The organism is Terriglobus sp. ADX1 (assembly GCF_036877645.1).
Taxonomy (GTDB): Bacteria; Acidobacteriota; Terriglobia; order Terriglobales; family Acidobacteriaceae; genus Terriglobus.
The window spans coordinates 1-17176 of the sequence record NZ_JAEDXV010000001.1; the positions used below are offsets into that span (position 1 = coordinate 1).

A 17176-nucleotide genomic window follows, 5' to 3' on the forward strand; every position below is an offset into this window, starting at 1 on the left:
GCGACCACGCCGCCGTCATCATCGCCGACGCCTACCTGAAGGGCATCCGCGGCTTCGAAATCAACCGCGCCTACCCGCTCATGCGTCGCAACGCTTTCGAGCAGCCTAAGACCATCGAGGAATACAAGGACGGCAAAGGCCGCCGCGCTCTCGACGACTACCTCAAGCTCGGCTACGTCCCACTCGAAAACAAAGTGCTCGACGCCTTCCACCAGCAGGAACAAGTCTCACGCACACTCGAATACGCCTACGACGATTTCGTCGTAGCGCAGGTCGCCAAATCACTCGGCAAGACAGAAGACGCAGCCGCACTCATGAAGCGCGCGCAAAACTACCGCAACGTCATCGACCCGCAGACCGGCTTCGCACGCGGCCGCCACGCCGACGGCACATGGGATTCGCCCTTTGACCCATCGAAGCCCTACAAGTACATCACCGAAGGCCTGCCCTTCCAGTACACCTTCTTCGTCCCGCAGGACATTCCCGGCCTCATCAAGTTAGAGGGTGGCAACGCAGGCTTCACAAAGAAGCTCGACGAGCTCTTCGCCCGCAAACTCTACGACCACGGCAACGAACCGTCGCACGCCATCACCTACCTCTACGACTACGCAGGCGAAGCCTGGAAGACACAGCAGGAAGTAGCTGTCACCCGCAAGAACTGGTATCAGGACCGCCCCAGCGGTCTCGCTGGTAACGACGACGCAGGCCAGATGTCCGCGTGGTATCTCCTCAGCGCGCTCGGCTTCTATCCCGTAACTCCAGGCATCCCGGCCTACGAAATCGGCACACCCCTGCTGCCCGACGCAAAGATCCACCTCACCAACGGCAAAACCTTCCACATCCGCGCAGAAGGCGTCAGCCCGCAAAACATCTACATCCAGTCCGCCACCCTCAACGGCAAACCGTTAAACAACTTCTGGATCAAACACACCGACATCATCAACGGCGGCGAACTAACCTTCAAAATGGGACCCCAACCCAACAAGAGCTGGCCGTCGGATAGCAAGCTTCCATAATGGAAGCTTGCCTTCAAAATTTCAGCGACTTGTTGGTAAGAAATGGCAAAGAAGGATGCTCGATTGGACCGTGACGTAGAGTCCGAATAAACCGATCAGGCAACCAGCAAAACGAGCGGTCGGGCCGGTCATCGTCCGCTTCCATTTGGTTTGATCCACGACAAGTTCCAGCCTGCTAGGAATCAATCGATTCACCCACGTTTCGGGTGCGAATGCTTGGGAGATTCCGACGACCGTGAAAAGCAGGCCATTGAGAATAAGTGCGATTGCAACTGCCACGTTGCCCATAAGCCTCCGATTGCCACGTGAAGTATAGCCGGGTGCCCTAGGTATGGGCATCGCGCAAAGCGCGATCACGCGAAGCGTCAAGAACGGTACGAAGCACTCGGAAGGGCAGGGCTTCAGCCCTGCCGTAAACCAGACAAGAAAAGCGGCTTCAGCCGCGGAGGAAATCTTTCCACAACCAACCCAGTTGACCCCGCCTTAAACAAAGCCTAATCTCACCTCAGAAAAGGCGAACAAATGGCGAATACGGAAACCCTCTTTTCCATCCTCCCCCAGCCCCGAGTCAACGGCCTGGGCCGCATGGCCCAGCAAAGCGAACACCTCGACGCAGGCCACGACGTCGACTTCCGCACGCTCGCCGTTCGCTCCATCCTGAACAAGTCCGTCTCCAAACGCCTGCACTGGATGGCATGGTCCATCAACCCCTACCGAGGCTGCGAATTCGGCTGTCGCTACTGCTACGCCCGCTACACCCACGAATTCCTCGCTCCAGCCGCCACCGAACCCATCCGCGGCACTCTCGCCGACGCCGAAGCCCCATCAAAAAATTCGTCGTCTCCACGTGAGCCTTTACCCTCCAATTCGTCATCCCGACCGGAGCGCAGCGAAGTGGAGGGACCTGCATTCCTCTCACGCTTTGGGAATTCAGAAGGGAAGCCCAAGCTACTTCAACAAGGAACAAACGAAATCAATCTCCGCGACCCCGAAGCCTTCGAGCGCCGCATCTTCGCCAAACAAAACGCCGCATGGCTCCTCGAACAGGACCTGCGCCGCATGGCAAAGCAACGCAAACTCCACGAAGAGATCGCTCTCGGCACCGCCACTGACCCGTGGCAGCCCATCGAGCGCCGCATGAAGATTACGCGTAGTCTCCTCGAAGTCCTCGCTCGTCATGAAGGTTTGAAGATCGGCATGGTCACCAAATCCACACTCATCCAGCGGGACATCGACCTTCTCCAGCAAATCAACGAACGCAGCACACTCGTCGTGCACATCACCATCACCACGCCCGACGCGGAACTTGCGCGCAAGCTCGAACCCCGCGCCCCGCGCCCCGATCTGCGCTTTGAAACCGTGCGCAAACTCCGCGAAGCAGGCATCCGCACCGGCATCCTCAATTGCCCCTTGCTCCCCGGCATCACGGACACAGCACAAGCAATCGACCACATGGCCGCACTCGCCAAGAGTGTCGATGCCAGCTTCCTCGGCGCCAATCCACTCTTCCTCAAACCCTGTTCACGACCCACATACTTCGAGTTCATCCGCGAACACTTTCCGCATCTGCAGGTGCTTTATCTCGAACGCTTCCGCGACATGGACTTCGCCTCTCGCCCCTACCGCGAACGTCTGCGGGCCCTCGTCAAAGCAAGCTGCATCCGCCACAAAGTAGGCGAACGCCATATGGACAGCCTGCTCAGCGGCGAAGACCGCAACGAAAAAAAGCCCTCACGCGCTGCAACATTCGCAGAAGCACAAGGACGGCTCTTCGCTTAAGCACGAACCGGCTATCGATACACTCAGACCCCAGCCGTATCATGGTCTGCGAATCGGCATACGCTCTGCGTCGTCCGTGAAACGCAAACAGGGAAGAAGAGTGCATGAACACAAAGCTCACGCGCAGAGCATTGGCCAAACAGATTGCCATGGTCGGCGCCGCCACTGCGGCATCGCCCATTCGTAACGCCACCGCCGCAGAACAGGCGACACCCGCGCAGGCCGCATGGACACAGGTTTATCCCGGCATCTGGCGCGCACGCATCGGCACACCGGAAACCTTCACGCCTGTCACCAGCCGCCTCGTCTCCGTCAAAGAAGAAGCCTTCCGCCATCTGCCGTCCGTGGCAGAGTGTCCATTGGAAGCGCCGCAGGCCAGCATCTCCTCGCGCGGCTGTGAACTCTCGCTGCCTCTTCGCACGCAGGAAGGCGTGTACGGCCTCGGCCTTCAGTTCCTCTCCTTCGCACAACGCGGCAAAAAGAAGGTGGTCCGCGTCAACGCCGATCCCAAGTTCGACACCGGCGACTCCCATGCGCCCGTCCCGTTTTACGTCACGACCAATGGCGTCGGCATCCTCGTCGATACTGCACGTTACGCCACCTTCTACTTCGGCAACGCACGGCTCAAACCGCAGCAGCCCGTCGCTTCCGCCACTAACGCCAACCCGGACCCTAACTATTCGCACAACATTCAGGACGCAGACCCCGGACGCGTCACCATCGAAGTGCCACGCGCATCCGGCGTAGACGTCTATCTCTTCGCAGGCCCTTCCATGCTCGACGCAGTGCGCCGCTACAACGTCTTTTCAGGGGGTGGCGTTCTTCCGCCGGAATGGGGACTCGGCTTCTGGTATCGCGCCGACGCACGCGCTACCACAGACACCGCACTCGCTCTCGCAGACGAACTGCGCCAGCGCAACATCCCCTGCGATGTCTTCGGCCTCGAACCCGGCTGGCAGACCCACGCCTACTCCTGCACCTTCGTATGGGAACCCACACGATTCGCTGATCCTACAGCCTTCCTCAAACAGATGGCTGCGCGGAACTACAAGGTCAACCTGTGGGAACACGCTTACACGCATCCTGCATCGCCGCTCTTTTCGCAGCTAAAAAATCTCTCGGCTGACTACGGCGTATGGGGTGGCCTCGTGCCTGACTTCGCCAACCCGGAAGCACGCCAGCGCTTCGGCGAATACCACGCAAAGACATTCCTTGACGCAGGCGTCAGCGGCTTCAAACTCGATGAGTGCGACAACTCCGATTACACCGGCGGTTGGTCCTTCCCGGAACTCAGCCGCTTTCCCTCCGGCGTCGACGGCGAACAGATGCACAACGTCTTCGGCCTGCGTTATCAGCAGGCGCTCTGGGACGCCTTCCGCAGCCGCAAGCGCGAAACCTATAGCCTCGTGCGTTCCAGCGGAGCACTCGCCGCACCGTATCCCTTCGTCCTCTACAGCGACCTCTACAACCACCGTGACTTCATCCGCGCCCTCGTTAACTCCGGTTTCGGTGGCGTGCTCTGGTGCCCGGAGGTACGCGACGCCGAAAGTGAAGAAGACCTCATTCGTCGCTTGCAAAGCGTCGTCTTCTCGCCGCTTGCCATGGTCAACGGCTGGTACATCAAAAGCCCGCCGTGGAAGCAGCTCAACCGCGACCGTAACAACGCGGGCGAACTTATGCCCAACTGGGAATCGCTCGAAGCCCGCTGCCGCGAGATCATCGGCTGGCGCATGAGCCTAGTGCCATACCTTCTGCGAGCGTTCGAACAATACCAGCAGGACGGCACACCACCCTTCCGCGCCGTCATCATGGACCACCCGCAGGACGCTGCGCTCCTCAAGGTCGACGACCAATACCTCGTCGGTGACCGCATGATGATCGCGCCCCTCTTCGCGAACGAGGCAACACGAAAAATCGTTTTCCCCGCGGGTGAAGACTGGCATGACTTCTGGACAGGCAAGCGCATCCCCGGCGGTTCCACCATCACACTGCAAGCTGCGGACACGCGCGATATCCCCGCCTACGTACGTACCGGCAGCATCGTCCCCTGGGCAGAAGTTGGCCTCCACGCAGGCACACCCCAATCCCGCCGCATCGCCGCAAGAGTCTACGGAGACGGCAGCCGCTCCTTCCATCTGCCCGCATCCTCGGCGCAACTCACATGGAAAAACAACAAAGGCACAGTGCAGGGAACATCCCCCTACACCGTGCCCCATTGGACCCAACTCGGATAATCAGCCCGTCTTTAGCGCCACAGCAACAACGCGGCAAACGTCACGCCGCAACAGCTCACTCATAATGCACGAAGAGGAAGGGCAGGGCTTCAGCCCTGCCCTAAAGCCATTTCATGCAAGCGGCTTTAGCCGCTGAGGGAAAATCACTTCCCGCGCAACACCGGAGCCACCTGCTCTCCCAGCAACTCAATGCCACGCATCATCGGCTCATGCCGCAGGGCAGCAACACTCATTTGGAAGGTCACACGATCCAACCCGCCCAGATCTTCGCTCATCTGCGCCACCTTATCGGCAACGAAAGAAGGCTCACCCACCATCAGCGCACCCTTTGGCCTGCGCAGCGCCTCAAACTGCGCACGCGTTACCGGAGGCCATCCACGTTCCTTGCCAATCTTGGTAAACGCAGCAGCATATCCAGGAAAGAACGCATCCGCCGCGGCTTGATCGGTATCACCCACAAGGCCCAGCACATGCACGCCAACTTTGAGCACATCCTCGCCATAACCAGCGCGTTTGCCCGCCTCACGATACAGGTCAATCAACGGACGAAAACGATGCGGCTCGCCGCCAATGATCGCCACCATCAGCGGCAATCCCAGCGCGCCAGCGCGTGCAAACGAAGCGGGCGTTCCACCCACTCCAAGCCACACCGGCAGCTTCTTCTGCAGCGGACGCGGAAACACACCCTGTCCCGTCAACGCCGGACGATGCTTACCGCTCCAGTTGATGTAAGTCTCATCACGCAGCTTCAGCAACAGTTCCAGCTTCTCAATAAACAGGTCATCGTAGTCTTCCAGTTTCAAACCAAACAGCGGGAACGACTCAATGAACGATCCACGCCCCACCACAATCTCCGCGCGTCCGCCGCTGATCAGATCCAGCGTGGCAAACTCTTGGTGCACACGCACAGGATCAGCCGCGCTCAGCACAGTGACAGCGCTGCCCAGACGAATGTTCTTCGTCCGTGTAGCAGCCGCAGCCAGAATCACGGCAGGGGCTGCATCCAGATACTCCGCGCGATGATGTTCGCCAAGCCCGAAGAAATCCAAACCAGCCTTATCCGCCAGTTCAATCTCTTCCAGCAGTCGCTCCATGCGCACCGCCGCGGTGGGCGTCTCATGGGTGATGGGGTCTTCTACTAATGCTGCGAAACTATCGATTCCAATTTGCATAACACCCATAGGATGCACGCATCGGAAAAAAGATTCGATATCAAACCAATACGTCCTGAGCGTGCCGCAGGATCCCGGCTGCCCACGCCTGCGACTCCAACAAAAGTTCTGCCGCCTTCGCTTCCGCAACATGCAACAGCGACGCAGAGCGTTCCATCTGCTCCCACAATCCTTTTTCGCAAGCCTCCGCCAACTCCAGCAGCCAGCGATAAGGATTGTCCGCACCGTCCAGCGCAGCAGACATCTCCGTAGTCATGCGCAACACCTGGTTTGCCTCTTCGCCTGTCACCTGCAGCGTCTTGCGCACCACGCTCATCATGCCAAGCAGGTACATCTCTCCCGCTTCCATCCCCATCGCAACGCCCAGCAGTTCACATAGCCGGGCTCTCTGCAGAATGAAACGAATTGGTTCCAGCGAAGTGCCACCAGAGAACTCGGTCGCCAACGCCAGCGTAGCCAGCCGCCGAAACTGTTCTTCGCCAATCAAGGCCAGCGCATTTTCCAGGCTCTTCACCGGCTGCCGCAAACCCAGCGCCGCAGAGTTCGCCACACGCAACACGCGATACGAAATCGACGGCTCTTCTTTCAACAACTGCAGAACCCGCGTGTGGTCCATCTCCGCCTGGCTCAACTCCGCCAGAAAACGCAGCTTGTTCACGATCGCCGTCAATGACGGCCGAGCCATCACCACAGGCCGCATAAAGAAGTAACCCTGAAACAGGTGAAATCCTTCATCCATCGCCTGTTGCACTTCTTCTTCCGTCTCCACCTTCTCCGCCACAAAACGGATGTTGTGATACTTCAACCGCCGTATCAGCCGCACACGTTGCGGAGACGTACTGCTGCGAAAATCCAGCTTGATGTAGTTCACAAACGGAATCAGGTGTTCCCACTTTTCCGTGAAGTCAAAGTCATCCAGCGCAATGCCATAGCCCATCATGCTCAGCTCGCGACAAGCATGAATCAGAGCGCCATCCACCTCAGAATCTTCCAGCACTTCCAGCACTGTGCCTCGCGGCAATACAGCGGGCATACGGTTCAGCATCAGCGCACGTGTGCAGTTCACAAACGGAACCGACTGGCCCACAATCGAATCCAACCCAAAGCTCACCGCGTTATCAAAAATCTGCCGCGACGCCGCTTCACCATCCGCACAAAAACTGTTCTCCCACCCGGACCGAAACAGCAACTCAAAGCCAAACGTGCGCCGCATCCGATCCACAATCGGCTGACGCGCAACAAACCGGCAAAACCCGTCACCAGGTAGCGGCTCCTTCTGTTGCTCTCGAACCCAATGTGAGTGTGACGACATCAGCGTTCTTATCGGCAGCCATGCGCTTTTACTTCACTGTCGATTTCTTTTTTGTGTTGAATCCAATCAAAGATAAGCAAGCCACCAACTACGATTGCGATCCTTCACTCCGCTGAACCAAACGCAAGCGGGATACAGCGTCAACACCACTGCAATCCAGATCAGGTAGACCACAGGCAGACCAAAGCCCCACCCATCCAGATGGCTCGTAAACACCACATCCGGCGTAATCCAGAAGCGCCAGTTGGCTCCTGTCGCATATGCCACCGCAAGCGCCGCTGCGTGAATCAGGAAGATGTGCAGGATGTAAAAGAAGAACGGAACCTTTCCGAACACTTCCAGAAACCCGCGCGTCTTTCGCAGCTTCGCCTCTTCCACAACACGATCAATCAAAGCGAACAGCAGCAGCACCACTCCCAGCGTACCCAGCAAGTAATGCAGCGAAGGCGGATACTTCTGCACGGACAGGAATGACATCGCAGTGTGACTCGCCGTTCCCAGATGCTGAAATCCATCGCCCGGATCACCATACCCATGCAGCAGCCGCAGCACTGCAAACAACAACAAGCTTGCAACTCCCATCAGCGCGCACCAACGCTGTCGTACTACAGCGGGCCGCAACAACACTGGCCCCAGGCAATAACCCAGTGCCATCACACCCACCCATGGCAGCAAAGGATATCCGTACAGAACAAACGGATGATGGTGATACGTAAGATAGCCACGCTCATGCAGTAACTGCCACACATCTTTCCATCGACCAAGGCTGTCCGCGTGAATACCATCCAGCAGGTCATGCCCAAAGATGACGACTGCACTGAACAATCCAACAGCAGGCAACGGCAACCAAAGCAACCCGGCAAGCACAATCATGCTTGCGCCAATCACCCAGATCACCTGAAGAATCGGTATGCCGAAGTTGAACGACCATCCCAGCGTCACCAGCGTAATCTCCAGAAAGATGAGCCACAGCCCACGCAGCAACAGGCTGCGGCTCACGGTCCCCGCACTCTTGCGCTGCCGTTGCAGATACACACTCGCCCCCGCCAGCAGAATGAATCCCGGCGCACACAGGTGCGTAATCCATCGCGTGGCAAACAGCGTAGGCCATGAACGAATCGGGTCTGCGGGATCAATCGGCGCACTCGAAAAGAAGTCGCGCGTATGGTCAATCGCCATAAGCACCATCAACAGACCGCGCAGCACATCCAGCGACTGAATCCGATAACTGCGTCCCGATGAAACGACAGAAGTATTAGGAAGAACAGAAGCAGTAGACGACATGGGCAATCCCTCATGCTTCCTGCAAAGCAGGTTTCGGTGCAGGTCGCCGATTCAAAATCACCAGTCCCAGCACCACCACTGCGGCACCAGCATAGGCAATCGGTGCAATCGACTCATGCGCCACCGCGCCCCAGAACATCCCCCACAGTGGCAGCAGATACGTCACTGCGACCACCTGTGTTGCGGAAACATGCACCAGCAGGTTGTAGTACAGCAGGTAAGCAATGCCGCTTCCCGCTAATCCCAGCACCAGAACAGCCAACACAGACGCAAGAGGAATCTGTGCCGGATGCGGCCCAATCAGCGCAGCCGGCGTCAGGATTACGGCAGATAGCGAAAGCTGCGTCGTCGCCAATCCAATCGGGTCCAGCCCCTGCAACTTCGTCTTCGCAATTACGGTTGCAATCGCATAGCCCAGCGCGCCCACAGCAATCACTGCAGCACCCAACAACTGTTGATGTCCCGTTGCACCTGCACTGTCTGATTGTTGCGATGTCACCACAATCGCCACGCCAGCAAACCCCAGCAGCACGCCAAGTATCGTGTGCATCTGCGCGCGCGTCCGCGAAACCGCCAACGACAGCAACAGTGTCCAGATCGGCGTAGTGCCATTAATCACCGCAGCCACGCTGCTCGGAACAACGCGTTCACCCCACGCAAAACAGAAGAAGGGAAGCGCATTGTTCGTCAATGCCACAAGAAACAGCCACAGAAATAAACGGCGCGGCGGCAGCTTCTTACGCCCCGCCAGCAACACCACCCACAGAAACGCAGCGCCCGTCGCACTGCGCAGCAAACCTACCCACACCGGCGGAAAGGCAACATCCGCAATGCGGATCATCAGAAATGAAATTCCCCACACAGCGGAAAGCAGCAACAGTTGGGCCACATAGCGCGTCTTCATGGCAAAATCTTCGCCTCCTCCTGTCATCGTGTCCAATGAATTGATATGATCGCTTCCATCGGAAATGGCGATGGAACAGCTTCTCGATCTTCGGCAGGTTCGCACTTTTGTAGAAGTGGCACACACACACAGCTTCACCCGTGCGGCGTCTCAACTTCACTATGCGCAGTCCAGTGTCACAGCGCAGGTGCAGGCGCTTGAGTCTGATCTTGGCTTACCCCTGTTCAATCGTTTGGGCCGCCAGGTGGAACTAACCGACGCAGGCCGCCAGTTCCTCACGCATGCTGAGAAACTCATCTGCACAGCAGAACAGGCACGCCTCTCCGTACAAAAAGACGATCGCATCGTTGGCCCATTGGTAGTAAGCGCCGCAGAAAGCCTGCTTACCTATCGCATGCCGGAACTGCTCCGTGTCTTTCAGGCCACCTATCCCGACGTCCGGCTAACTCTTCGTGCAGACGCCTCCTGTTCCGCGGCCGTGCAGGAACCCGGTGTCGATCTTGCCATCTCCATTGACACTCCCATCCAGGTGCCGTCGCTTCTCGCGCAAAGCCTTCGCAAGGAACGCGTGCTCTCGCTGGTTGCGGCAGAGCATCCCATGGCAAAGCGGAAAAAGCTCTCCGCCTCTGACATAGCGGAGCAACAGATTCTGCTCACGGACCATTCCTGCAGTTACCGCGCTGTCTTCGAGCGCATCATGGCCCAGGAAGGTGGCCGTGTAAACCGTGTGCTCGAATTCGCCAGTGTCGAGGCCCTGAAGCAGTGCGCCATCGCGCGCATGGGCGTCGCTGTACTGCCAGAATTAGTCGTCGCAGCGGAACTACAACGAGGCTCACTGGTAGCACTCGCATGGCCGCAAAAGCCCGTCTATGTCTACACGCAGTTAGTACGTCACCGCGATAAGTGGTTCTCACCAGTGATGCAGGCCTTCTGGACCATGGCGCAGCAACTGCTGGTAAATCCGGACAAGCCCCGCAGAGAATCAGCTCCAACAAAATAAGCAATAGAGACTTGTCTGGGTTATCGCGCAAAGCGCGACCTTCACGTCTCGCATGCCAACTTACGGAGGCAGGCTCGATCAAATTGACGAGTCGCCGCTCGAAGGCCGCTCATCCAAAAGCAGTGATGAGCGAGATGCGTTATTTCGTCCACCAGCCAGGCGGCATCCTTCGCCGCTATGTGCGCGAAATCTTGTGGGTACACTCGGAGCGGCCCCGGGTTCAGGTTCTGCTGCCGGAGACCACGCTCACTCTTGTCTTGCGGCAGTCTGGTTCTGCAGCCATGCGAAACGAGACACTTCCCAATGCAATTATCTCGGGCCTGCAACAACGGACCCGCTTCATCGAACACGCAGCGAACTCCTCGCTGGTTATCGTTCGATTCACGGAGGTTGGTGCACCGACGATACTGCAGGATCGCGCAGATCTTCTCTACAATCGGACGGCACCACTTGATTCTGTCCTGCCACCACGAGAGATCGACCATATCCAGAACGTTCTTACCAGTACCCGCAAGCTACAAAAGCACTTCATGGCGGTAGAACGCTTTCTCGGCAGTCGTATCCGCACACGGAATGGAATCATTCAGCAGGATATTTCTCCTCAGATCGAGGCGGCCGCGCAGATGATCCGCAGTACTCAAGGCCGGTCTTCCATTGCCGCAATTGCGCGTCATGCCGCCATGAGCCAAAGCGCACTGGAACGACATTTCCGCGTTGCAGTCGGTGCAACTCCCAAGAAGCTCAGCCGATTGGCACGCTTGCAGCATGTCTGCAGACTATGGGACAAAGGAAAGTCTCTTACGGAAATATCCTTTGAAGCCGGCTACTGCGATCAATCGCACATGGTGCGCGATTTCCGACTCTTCACCGGTACATCACCGGAGGAGTTTTTTCGCACGGCCCCCTCACACAATCTGCCGATTTTTTCCAATTAGCAACCATCCTTCATTGGCTACCTTCGAGGAATGAGACTCCCTCTCTTCGGGCCGGCATCTCCATCCGGTGTGAAGCAGCAGGTTTGTTCTCGTTCGTGCTGTCCAGATAACCAGCTCCAAGGAGAAATCGATGAAGCACTACGCCCTGATCTTCTATTCCACACGCACGCTCACTCCTGAAGAGCAGAAGCAGCGTCCAGTTGATATTGCGAGTTGGGTCAGACAAGTTACGGATATGGGGATCACACTCGACCCGCGAAATCTTGGAGAGGTGGAAGCTGACTTCTCCGAACCAGGCAGCATGTCTGGCTCTGGTAATGGGGCAAGTGACCCCGTGATGGTCACGATTGTTTTCTTCGACTCAGCGGACAGAGATCAGGCTGTCAACATCGCACAAATGCATCCAGGTCCGCGCTACGGCGTCACCGTCAAGCTGCGCGAATGGGCTTCGCCTCGGCAGACTTTGGCAACGCAATGAACGCATGTGGTCTTATCGCCTGCGAAGCAATTCATTGATCGCAGCATGATGACCGAAAACAAGACGGCAGGATGGAAAGGAATGATCGATGAAGCTGGTAGTTCTTGGTGCCACTGGTGGCATCGGCGTTGAAATTGTTCGGCAGGCAATGGAACGCGGTCATTCCATCACAGCCTTTGTCCGCACGCCTGGGCAACTCAGCACACTTGCCGGGCGCATCCAGCTCATCCAGGGCGACATGATGGATGCTGCGGAACTTGGTCGAGCACTGGAAGGCCACGACGGAGTCCTGTCAGCGTTTGGGCCTCGTCTGCCTTTGTCGAACAAAGATGCTGACCTGTTGGAACGCTTCGCCACGACGTTGACGAGTGCGATGTTGCAAACGGCAGTAAGGCGCGCAGTCATCGTGTCGACAGCCTTTCTATTCAAGGATTCGATCATTCCGCCAACCTATTTGTTTGGCCGTCTGTTTTTTCCGAGTGTTGTTGCCGATGCCGAGGCGATGGAGAGGATTGTGATGGAGAGTGGACTCGACTGGACCTTGGTGCGTCCACCGCAGCTCACTGACAAACCACAGACAGAGCGGTATCGCGTGCGGGAAGAACATCTACCCACCTTTGGTTTCAAGATCGCGCGTGCTGACGTTGCGAATTTTATGGTCCAGTGTGTTGAGAATCATGCGTCGAGTCGCAAGATCGTTGGCTTGAGTAATTAATCAAAGCGCAACCTGAACAGTGCACATCGCCACTTCAGATTTGAGGTGAATCATGACGATCTATACGAGCGTTCTCTTTGTTCACACGATAGCCGTCCTTGCTCTCACTGCCGGCCTGACGGTGGAAGCGTGGATGCTGTTTCAACTCAGGCGAGCCTCGAGCCTGGGCGAAGTTCGCTCGTGTACGGCTCCAGTCCCGGCGCTCACCGTGGCCAGCATAAGTTCCCTGGTGATTGTGTATGTCACGGGAGCATATCTGACAGAAAGCTTGAGGGGATGGGAGCTCGCTTGGCCCAGATTTGCGGTGCTGGAAGTTGTCTTGTTTGTTGTTTTAGGCGTGCTGACGGGAAGGCGGCTACGCGCGATTCGAAAACTTTGCAACAGAGTGGGTGAAAAGGAATCCGAGCTGAAGGCCAGGTTACAAAGTCCCTTGCTGAAGATTTTGTTAAACATCCGCATTTGGATTGTGATCGGAACAGTTTTGCTAATGGCAGCCAAGCCAGGATTCGATGAATCACTGAGCATTGTGGTGGCATCGGTCTTACTCGGATGGGTTTCTTCGCTGGTGACGCTCGGACGATGGGGAGTGAGTTCGACTGGCAGTGTGAGCCATGGTCTTTGAAAAACGCGCCTTTCATCTCTCGTTCCTGAACGTCGATTCGCTTTGGCCAAAGGAATGTCGAGGTGTTAAGAATCGCACGAAATCTGTCAAGCCCCTGATCCACTCAACTCAAACAAACGAAAAGAAATAGAGTTGGCAGGTTATTTCCTCCGAACCACTAAAATAGAACCAGAGAGCAAAAGGGCCGCGCTTAAGCGCGGCCCTAACTCTTTTAGAAAGAAGATTTTGCCTCTAACCCCAATGGAAAGACGATTTTAGCGGAACCAAAGCCGTAAACCCAATAGAAAGACGATTTTAGAAAACAAGGGGGGAGGGGGGACCCCCTCCCGTTACTCTGCGTGGTAGTTCGGTGCTTCGCGTGTGATCACCACATCGTGTACATGCGATTCGCGCAAACCAGCGCCGGAAATACGCACAAACCGCGCATTCTCCTGCAGCTCCGGAATCGTCGAGCAGCCCAGATAGCCCATGCCGGAACGCAGACCGCCAACAAGTTGGTACACCATATCGCCCAACAGTCCACGGTACGGAACGCGACCCTCGATGCCTTCCGGCACGAACTTATTCAGCCGGTTATTCGCCGTTGGCTCTGGTGCGGTGAGGGAAGGCTTCGGTCCTCCGCTGAGGTCGTCTTTGCCCTGGAAGTAGCGCTCGCCCGAACCCTGAGCCATAGCCGAAAGCGATCCCATGCCGCGATACGCCTTGAAGCTGCGGCCCTGGTACAGAATCGTCTCGCCCGGCGATTCATCCACACCGGCGAAGAGCGATCCGATCATGATGCAGCCCGCACCTGCCGCGATCGCCTTGGTGATGTCGCCGGAGTACTTAATGCCGCCGTCGGCAATCACGGTGATGCCGCGTTCCTTGGCCGCACGATAGGCCTCGCTGATCGCGGTGATCTGCGGCATACCCGCGCCGGTAACCATACGTGTGGTGCAGATGGAACCCGGTCCAATGCCCACCTTCACGGCATCCGCGCCCGCATCGATCAGGGCCATGCAGCCGTCATAGGTGGCGATGTTGCCCGCCAGAAGGTCCACATTGGGGAAACGGCGCTTGCACTCGCTGACAGCTTCCAGCACGCGGCTGGAGTGACCGTGAGCGGAGTCGATGGCCAGAGCGTCTACGTTCTCCTCCACTAGTGCGGCAGCGCGCTCCAGGAAGTCGCCGGTAGCACCAATGGCCCCCGCCACCCGCAACCGTCCCTGCTCATCCTTGCAGGCATTCGGATATTTCAGCTTCTTCTGAATGTCCTTAACAGTGATCAGGCCCTTCAACTCGTAGTTGTCATTGACCACGAGCAGCTTCTCTACGCGATGCTGATGCAGGATATGCTCTGCATCTTCCAGCGTGGTTCCAACTGGAACGGTAATCAGCTTCTCCTTGGTCATCACCTCGCTGACTGGAATATCAGTACGCGAGACGAAGCGGAGATCGCGGTTGGTCAGAATGCCGACCAGCTTCTTGTTCTTGGTCACCGGAACACCGCTGATCTTGTACTTGCGCATGACTTCCAGCGCGGCAGCGACGGGCGCTTCCGGCTCAATGGTCACGGGATCGACGATCATGCCGCTCTCACTGCGCTTCACCTTGTCGATCTCGGCGGCCTGCTGCTCAATGGAGAGGTTACGGTGCACCACGCCCATGCCACCGGCCTGGGCCATGGCAATCGCCAGCCGCGACTCAGTAACAGTGTCCATGGCGGCGGAGAGCAGAGGTGTGTTCAGGGTGATACGGGAGGTAAGGCGGGTGGAGGTGTTTACCTGGGTAGGCACCACATCCGAAAAGGCTGGTACCAGCAGGACGTCGTCAAACGTCAGGGCTTCGGGAATCGCGCTCAATAGCATAAAGTTCCATAGATTGTAGTCCTATTGCGTTGTTTGCAACTGCTGCAGTCTAGGGAATGACGTCGAGTACCGCGCAATCCTATGCCGTTGCCCCTAGGGAAAGCTCTGCCAAGTCAACCCATGAATGGCCAGTTTGCGTCTCAGTGCAGGACGTAAGCGATCCCCTTCACGGAGTTCCGGCACGGATGGTCAAGCATTGGCAGACGAGACTTGGCGGCTTACGCACTGTAGCACTAGCACTTACTGCCGGAGTGATCATTCTGTGGGCTATTCTGTGGCACCTGGCACCACAGCCATTCCAGTTTGACGATGCATGGATGTTCCTGCGGTACGCAGTGCGTCTCCGGGAAGGTTTAGGCCTGAGCTGGAACCTCGACGGTGTTCACACCTATGGCATGACCAGCCTCCTCTGGCAGTTCGTGGTGATCGTTGGCAGCTTCCTGCCCATGCAGCCGGGTCAGCTGCTCTATACACTCTCCTACCTGTTTTCAGGGGTGGCTCTGGTAACGGTCTCAGTAGCTGTCAGTCGCAACGCCAGTGGCTCCCTCCGTTTCACACCCTACGCCTTCCTCCTCACGGCTCTACCGCTGGTCAACAACTCTATCTTTCAGTTCAACAGCCTGAATGGTATGGAAACCATGTTGGCTGCCACTCTTATTGCAGCGACGGCAGGACTTGCGATAGCTCAATCGCGCGGTCTGCACGGGATCAAGGGAAGTGGCTGGTTGACCGGTATCGTCGCAGGGCTCGCTTATCTCACACGACCAGAGAGCGCGTTGCCAATGGTGACGATTGTGATTCTGATCACCCAATGGCGCAATCGTGAGCAGCGCATCGCGGCCTTCCGCGCTCTTGGTGTCTTGTTCGCAATGGGGATCATCACTGCTGTGTGCTGCAAGTTCTACTTTGGCAGCTATGTTCCGCTTAGCTTCTACCTGAAATCACAACATGCGTATCGTGGCTACGCTGCGCGGTGGCATCCGGTGATGATGGCATTTCAGTTCCTGCAGATGTTCTGGCCATTTCTGGTTGCCACAATACTGTTCTGCCGGAAAGCCGATCGGCGCATGGTGGTGGCAATGCTCGGCGCGCTGGCCATTACCATGTCCTACCTCTGTGTTGTGACACAGATCATGGGCGGCTCGGTTCGTTACTTTATCCCTTACTTCCCGCTTTGCGTCATCCCGGCACTTCTGCTCACGGATGAGAGATTGCAGGAAGGTCGATCGTTCCGCTCGATTCTCCAAATGCCACAGGTTGTTGGCGCGATGCTTGTATTTGTCCTGGCAATTGTCGTACCGCGCCAGGTCATCGATTGGCTGGAATGGTACGCAGAACCCTCTCTGCGATATTCGGCAGTGGAAGCGACCGTGGCCGATATGCGTCCGTTACCAGTACTGAATTACTGGGTGTGTATTGAAGGTGTTAGCGCCATGACAAATGCCATGCCCACAGGCGGCACCATGGCCTCCAGCGAGGTTGGAGAACTCGGTTATCGGGCGTTGCACCAAAACGTAATTGATCTAGCGGGCCTGAACGATAGGGAAATTGCTTTGCACGGATTTCATCCAGACAGGTTCCTGGATCGAAAACCGGATCTAATCTGGCTTCCGCACGACGACTACACGTGGCAACGCGGAATCCTCATAACGTCCCCAAAGTTTTTAGCGGAGTATGACTTCTATGCGGGGGCATTTGTTTATGGCATTGCGATTCGGAAAGACAGCCCCTATCACGATGCACTGACCACTCATCTCAACGCCGTCTGGAGCGGATTTTATCCTGGCACAAAGCCTCAAGATCACCTTGCACAAAGCGTGTCGTGGGATCGGGAATCTTCAATCCCACCCGTACGTTAGCCAGCTCGAGGAGTAATGG

15 protein-coding genes are annotated in these 17176 nt (G+C 57.0%); 9 read left to right on the forward strand and 6 right to left on the reverse strand.

What is annotated here, in order from left to right; all coding sequences use genetic code 11:
* Positions 1–1016: glycoside hydrolase family 92 protein (locus JAO32_RS00005; protein WP_334236403.1), on the forward strand; the 1016-nt coding region annotated here is incomplete at its 5' end.
* A 21-nt stretch (positions 1017–1037) separates the two neighbouring features.
* On the opposite strand, the gene JAO32_RS00010 is transcribed toward JAO32_RS00005, so the two are convergent.
* Entirely contained in the window at positions 1038–1295 is a 258-nt protein-coding gene (locus tag JAO32_RS00010; RefSeq protein WP_334236405.1) for a hypothetical protein, read from the reverse strand.
* A gap of 243 nt (positions 1296–1538) precedes the next feature.
* Here JAO32_RS00010 and JAO32_RS00015 point away from each other — a divergent pair, with 243 nt between their 5' ends.
* Both JAO32_RS00015 and JAO32_RS00020 read left to right on the forward strand, forming a co-directional pair.
* A complete protein-coding gene (locus tag JAO32_RS00015) occupies positions 1539–2795 on the forward strand; it encodes an SPL family radical SAM protein (protein ID WP_334236407.1) in 1257 nt (418 codons plus the stop codon).
* A 104-nt stretch (positions 2796–2899) separates the two neighbouring features.
* On the forward strand, positions 2900–5029 hold the full coding sequence (locus tag JAO32_RS00020; RefSeq protein WP_334236409.1) for a TIM-barrel domain-containing protein: 2130 nt from the start codon (positions 2900–2902) through the stop codon (positions 5027–5029).
* 143 nt (positions 5030–5172) lie between these two features.
* Here the strand turns inward: JAO32_RS00020 and JAO32_RS00025 are convergent, their stop codons facing one another.
* The 4 genes from JAO32_RS00025 to JAO32_RS00040 all read right to left on the reverse strand — a co-directional run bounded on the left by JAO32_RS00025 (position 5173) and on the right by JAO32_RS00040 (position 9701).
* Positions 5173–6201 carry an Atu2307/SP_0267 family LLM class monooxygenase gene (locus JAO32_RS00025; protein ID WP_334236411.1) on the reverse strand — a complete coding sequence of 343 codons (1029 nt, stop codon included), beginning with the start codon at positions 6199–6201 and terminating at the stop codon, positions 5173–5175.
* Positions 6202–6241: 40 nt separating this feature from the next.
* On the reverse strand, positions 6242–7513 hold the full coding sequence (locus tag JAO32_RS00030) for an EAL and HDOD domain-containing protein (RefSeq protein ID WP_334236413.1): 1272 nt from the start codon (positions 7511–7513) through the stop codon (positions 6242–6244).
* A 66-nt stretch (positions 7514–7579) separates the two neighbouring features.
* Positions 7580–8797, reverse strand: a complete 1218-nt coding sequence (locus JAO32_RS00035) for a DUF1624 domain-containing protein (RefSeq protein ID WP_334236415.1) — start codon at positions 8795–8797, stop codon at positions 7580–7582.
* Between the two features lie 10 nt (positions 8798–8807).
* Positions 8808–9701, reverse strand: coding sequence for a DMT family transporter (locus JAO32_RS00040; RefSeq protein WP_334236416.1), 894 nt, complete (start codon positions 9699–9701; stop codon positions 8808–8810).
* A gap of 70 nt (positions 9702–9771) precedes the next feature.
* On the opposite strand from JAO32_RS00040, the gene JAO32_RS00045 reads away from it, so the two are divergent.
* The 5 genes from JAO32_RS00045 to JAO32_RS00065 all read left to right on the forward strand — a co-directional run bounded on the left by JAO32_RS00045 (position 9772) and on the right by JAO32_RS00065 (position 13451).
* The gene (locus tag JAO32_RS00045) at positions 9772–10701 is read left to right on the forward strand and encodes a LysR family transcriptional regulator (RefSeq protein ID WP_334236418.1); all 930 of its coding nucleotides are present in this window, start codon (positions 9772–9774) and stop codon (positions 10699–10701) included.
* A 125-nt stretch (positions 10702–10826) separates the two neighbouring features.
* A complete protein-coding gene (locus tag JAO32_RS00050; RefSeq protein WP_334236420.1) occupies positions 10827–11636 on the forward strand; it encodes a helix-turn-helix domain-containing protein in 810 nt (269 codons plus the stop codon).
* A gap of 130 nt (positions 11637–11766) precedes the next feature.
* Entirely contained in the window at positions 11767–12114 is a 348-nt protein-coding gene (locus tag JAO32_RS00055) for a hypothetical protein (protein WP_334236423.1), read from the forward strand.
* Between the two features lie 88 nt (positions 12115–12202).
* Positions 12203–12829 (forward strand): NAD(P)-dependent oxidoreductase, encoded by a 627-nt coding sequence (locus tag JAO32_RS00060; RefSeq protein WP_334236425.1) that lies wholly within the window; start codon positions 12203–12205, stop codon positions 12827–12829.
* Between the two features lie 52 nt (positions 12830–12881).
* Positions 12882–13451, forward strand: coding sequence for a hypothetical protein (locus tag JAO32_RS00065; RefSeq protein ID WP_334236428.1), 570 nt, complete (start codon positions 12882–12884; stop codon positions 13449–13451).
* A gap of 329 nt (positions 13452–13780) precedes the next feature.
* Here JAO32_RS00065 and guaB read toward each other — a convergent pair whose 3' ends face one another.
* Positions 13781–15298: an IMP dehydrogenase gene (gene guaB / locus JAO32_RS00070; protein WP_334236430.1), complete on the reverse strand. Its 1518-nt coding sequence runs from the start codon at positions 15296–15298 to the stop codon at positions 13781–13783.
* 185 nt (positions 15299–15483) lie between these two features.
* Here guaB and JAO32_RS00075 point away from each other — a divergent pair, with 185 nt between their 5' ends.
* Positions 15484–17157 carry a hypothetical protein gene (locus JAO32_RS00075; RefSeq protein WP_334236432.1) on the forward strand — a complete coding sequence of 558 codons (1674 nt, stop codon included), beginning with the start codon at positions 15484–15486 and terminating at the stop codon, positions 17155–17157.
* The last annotated feature ends 19 nt before the right edge of the window (positions 17158–17176 follow it).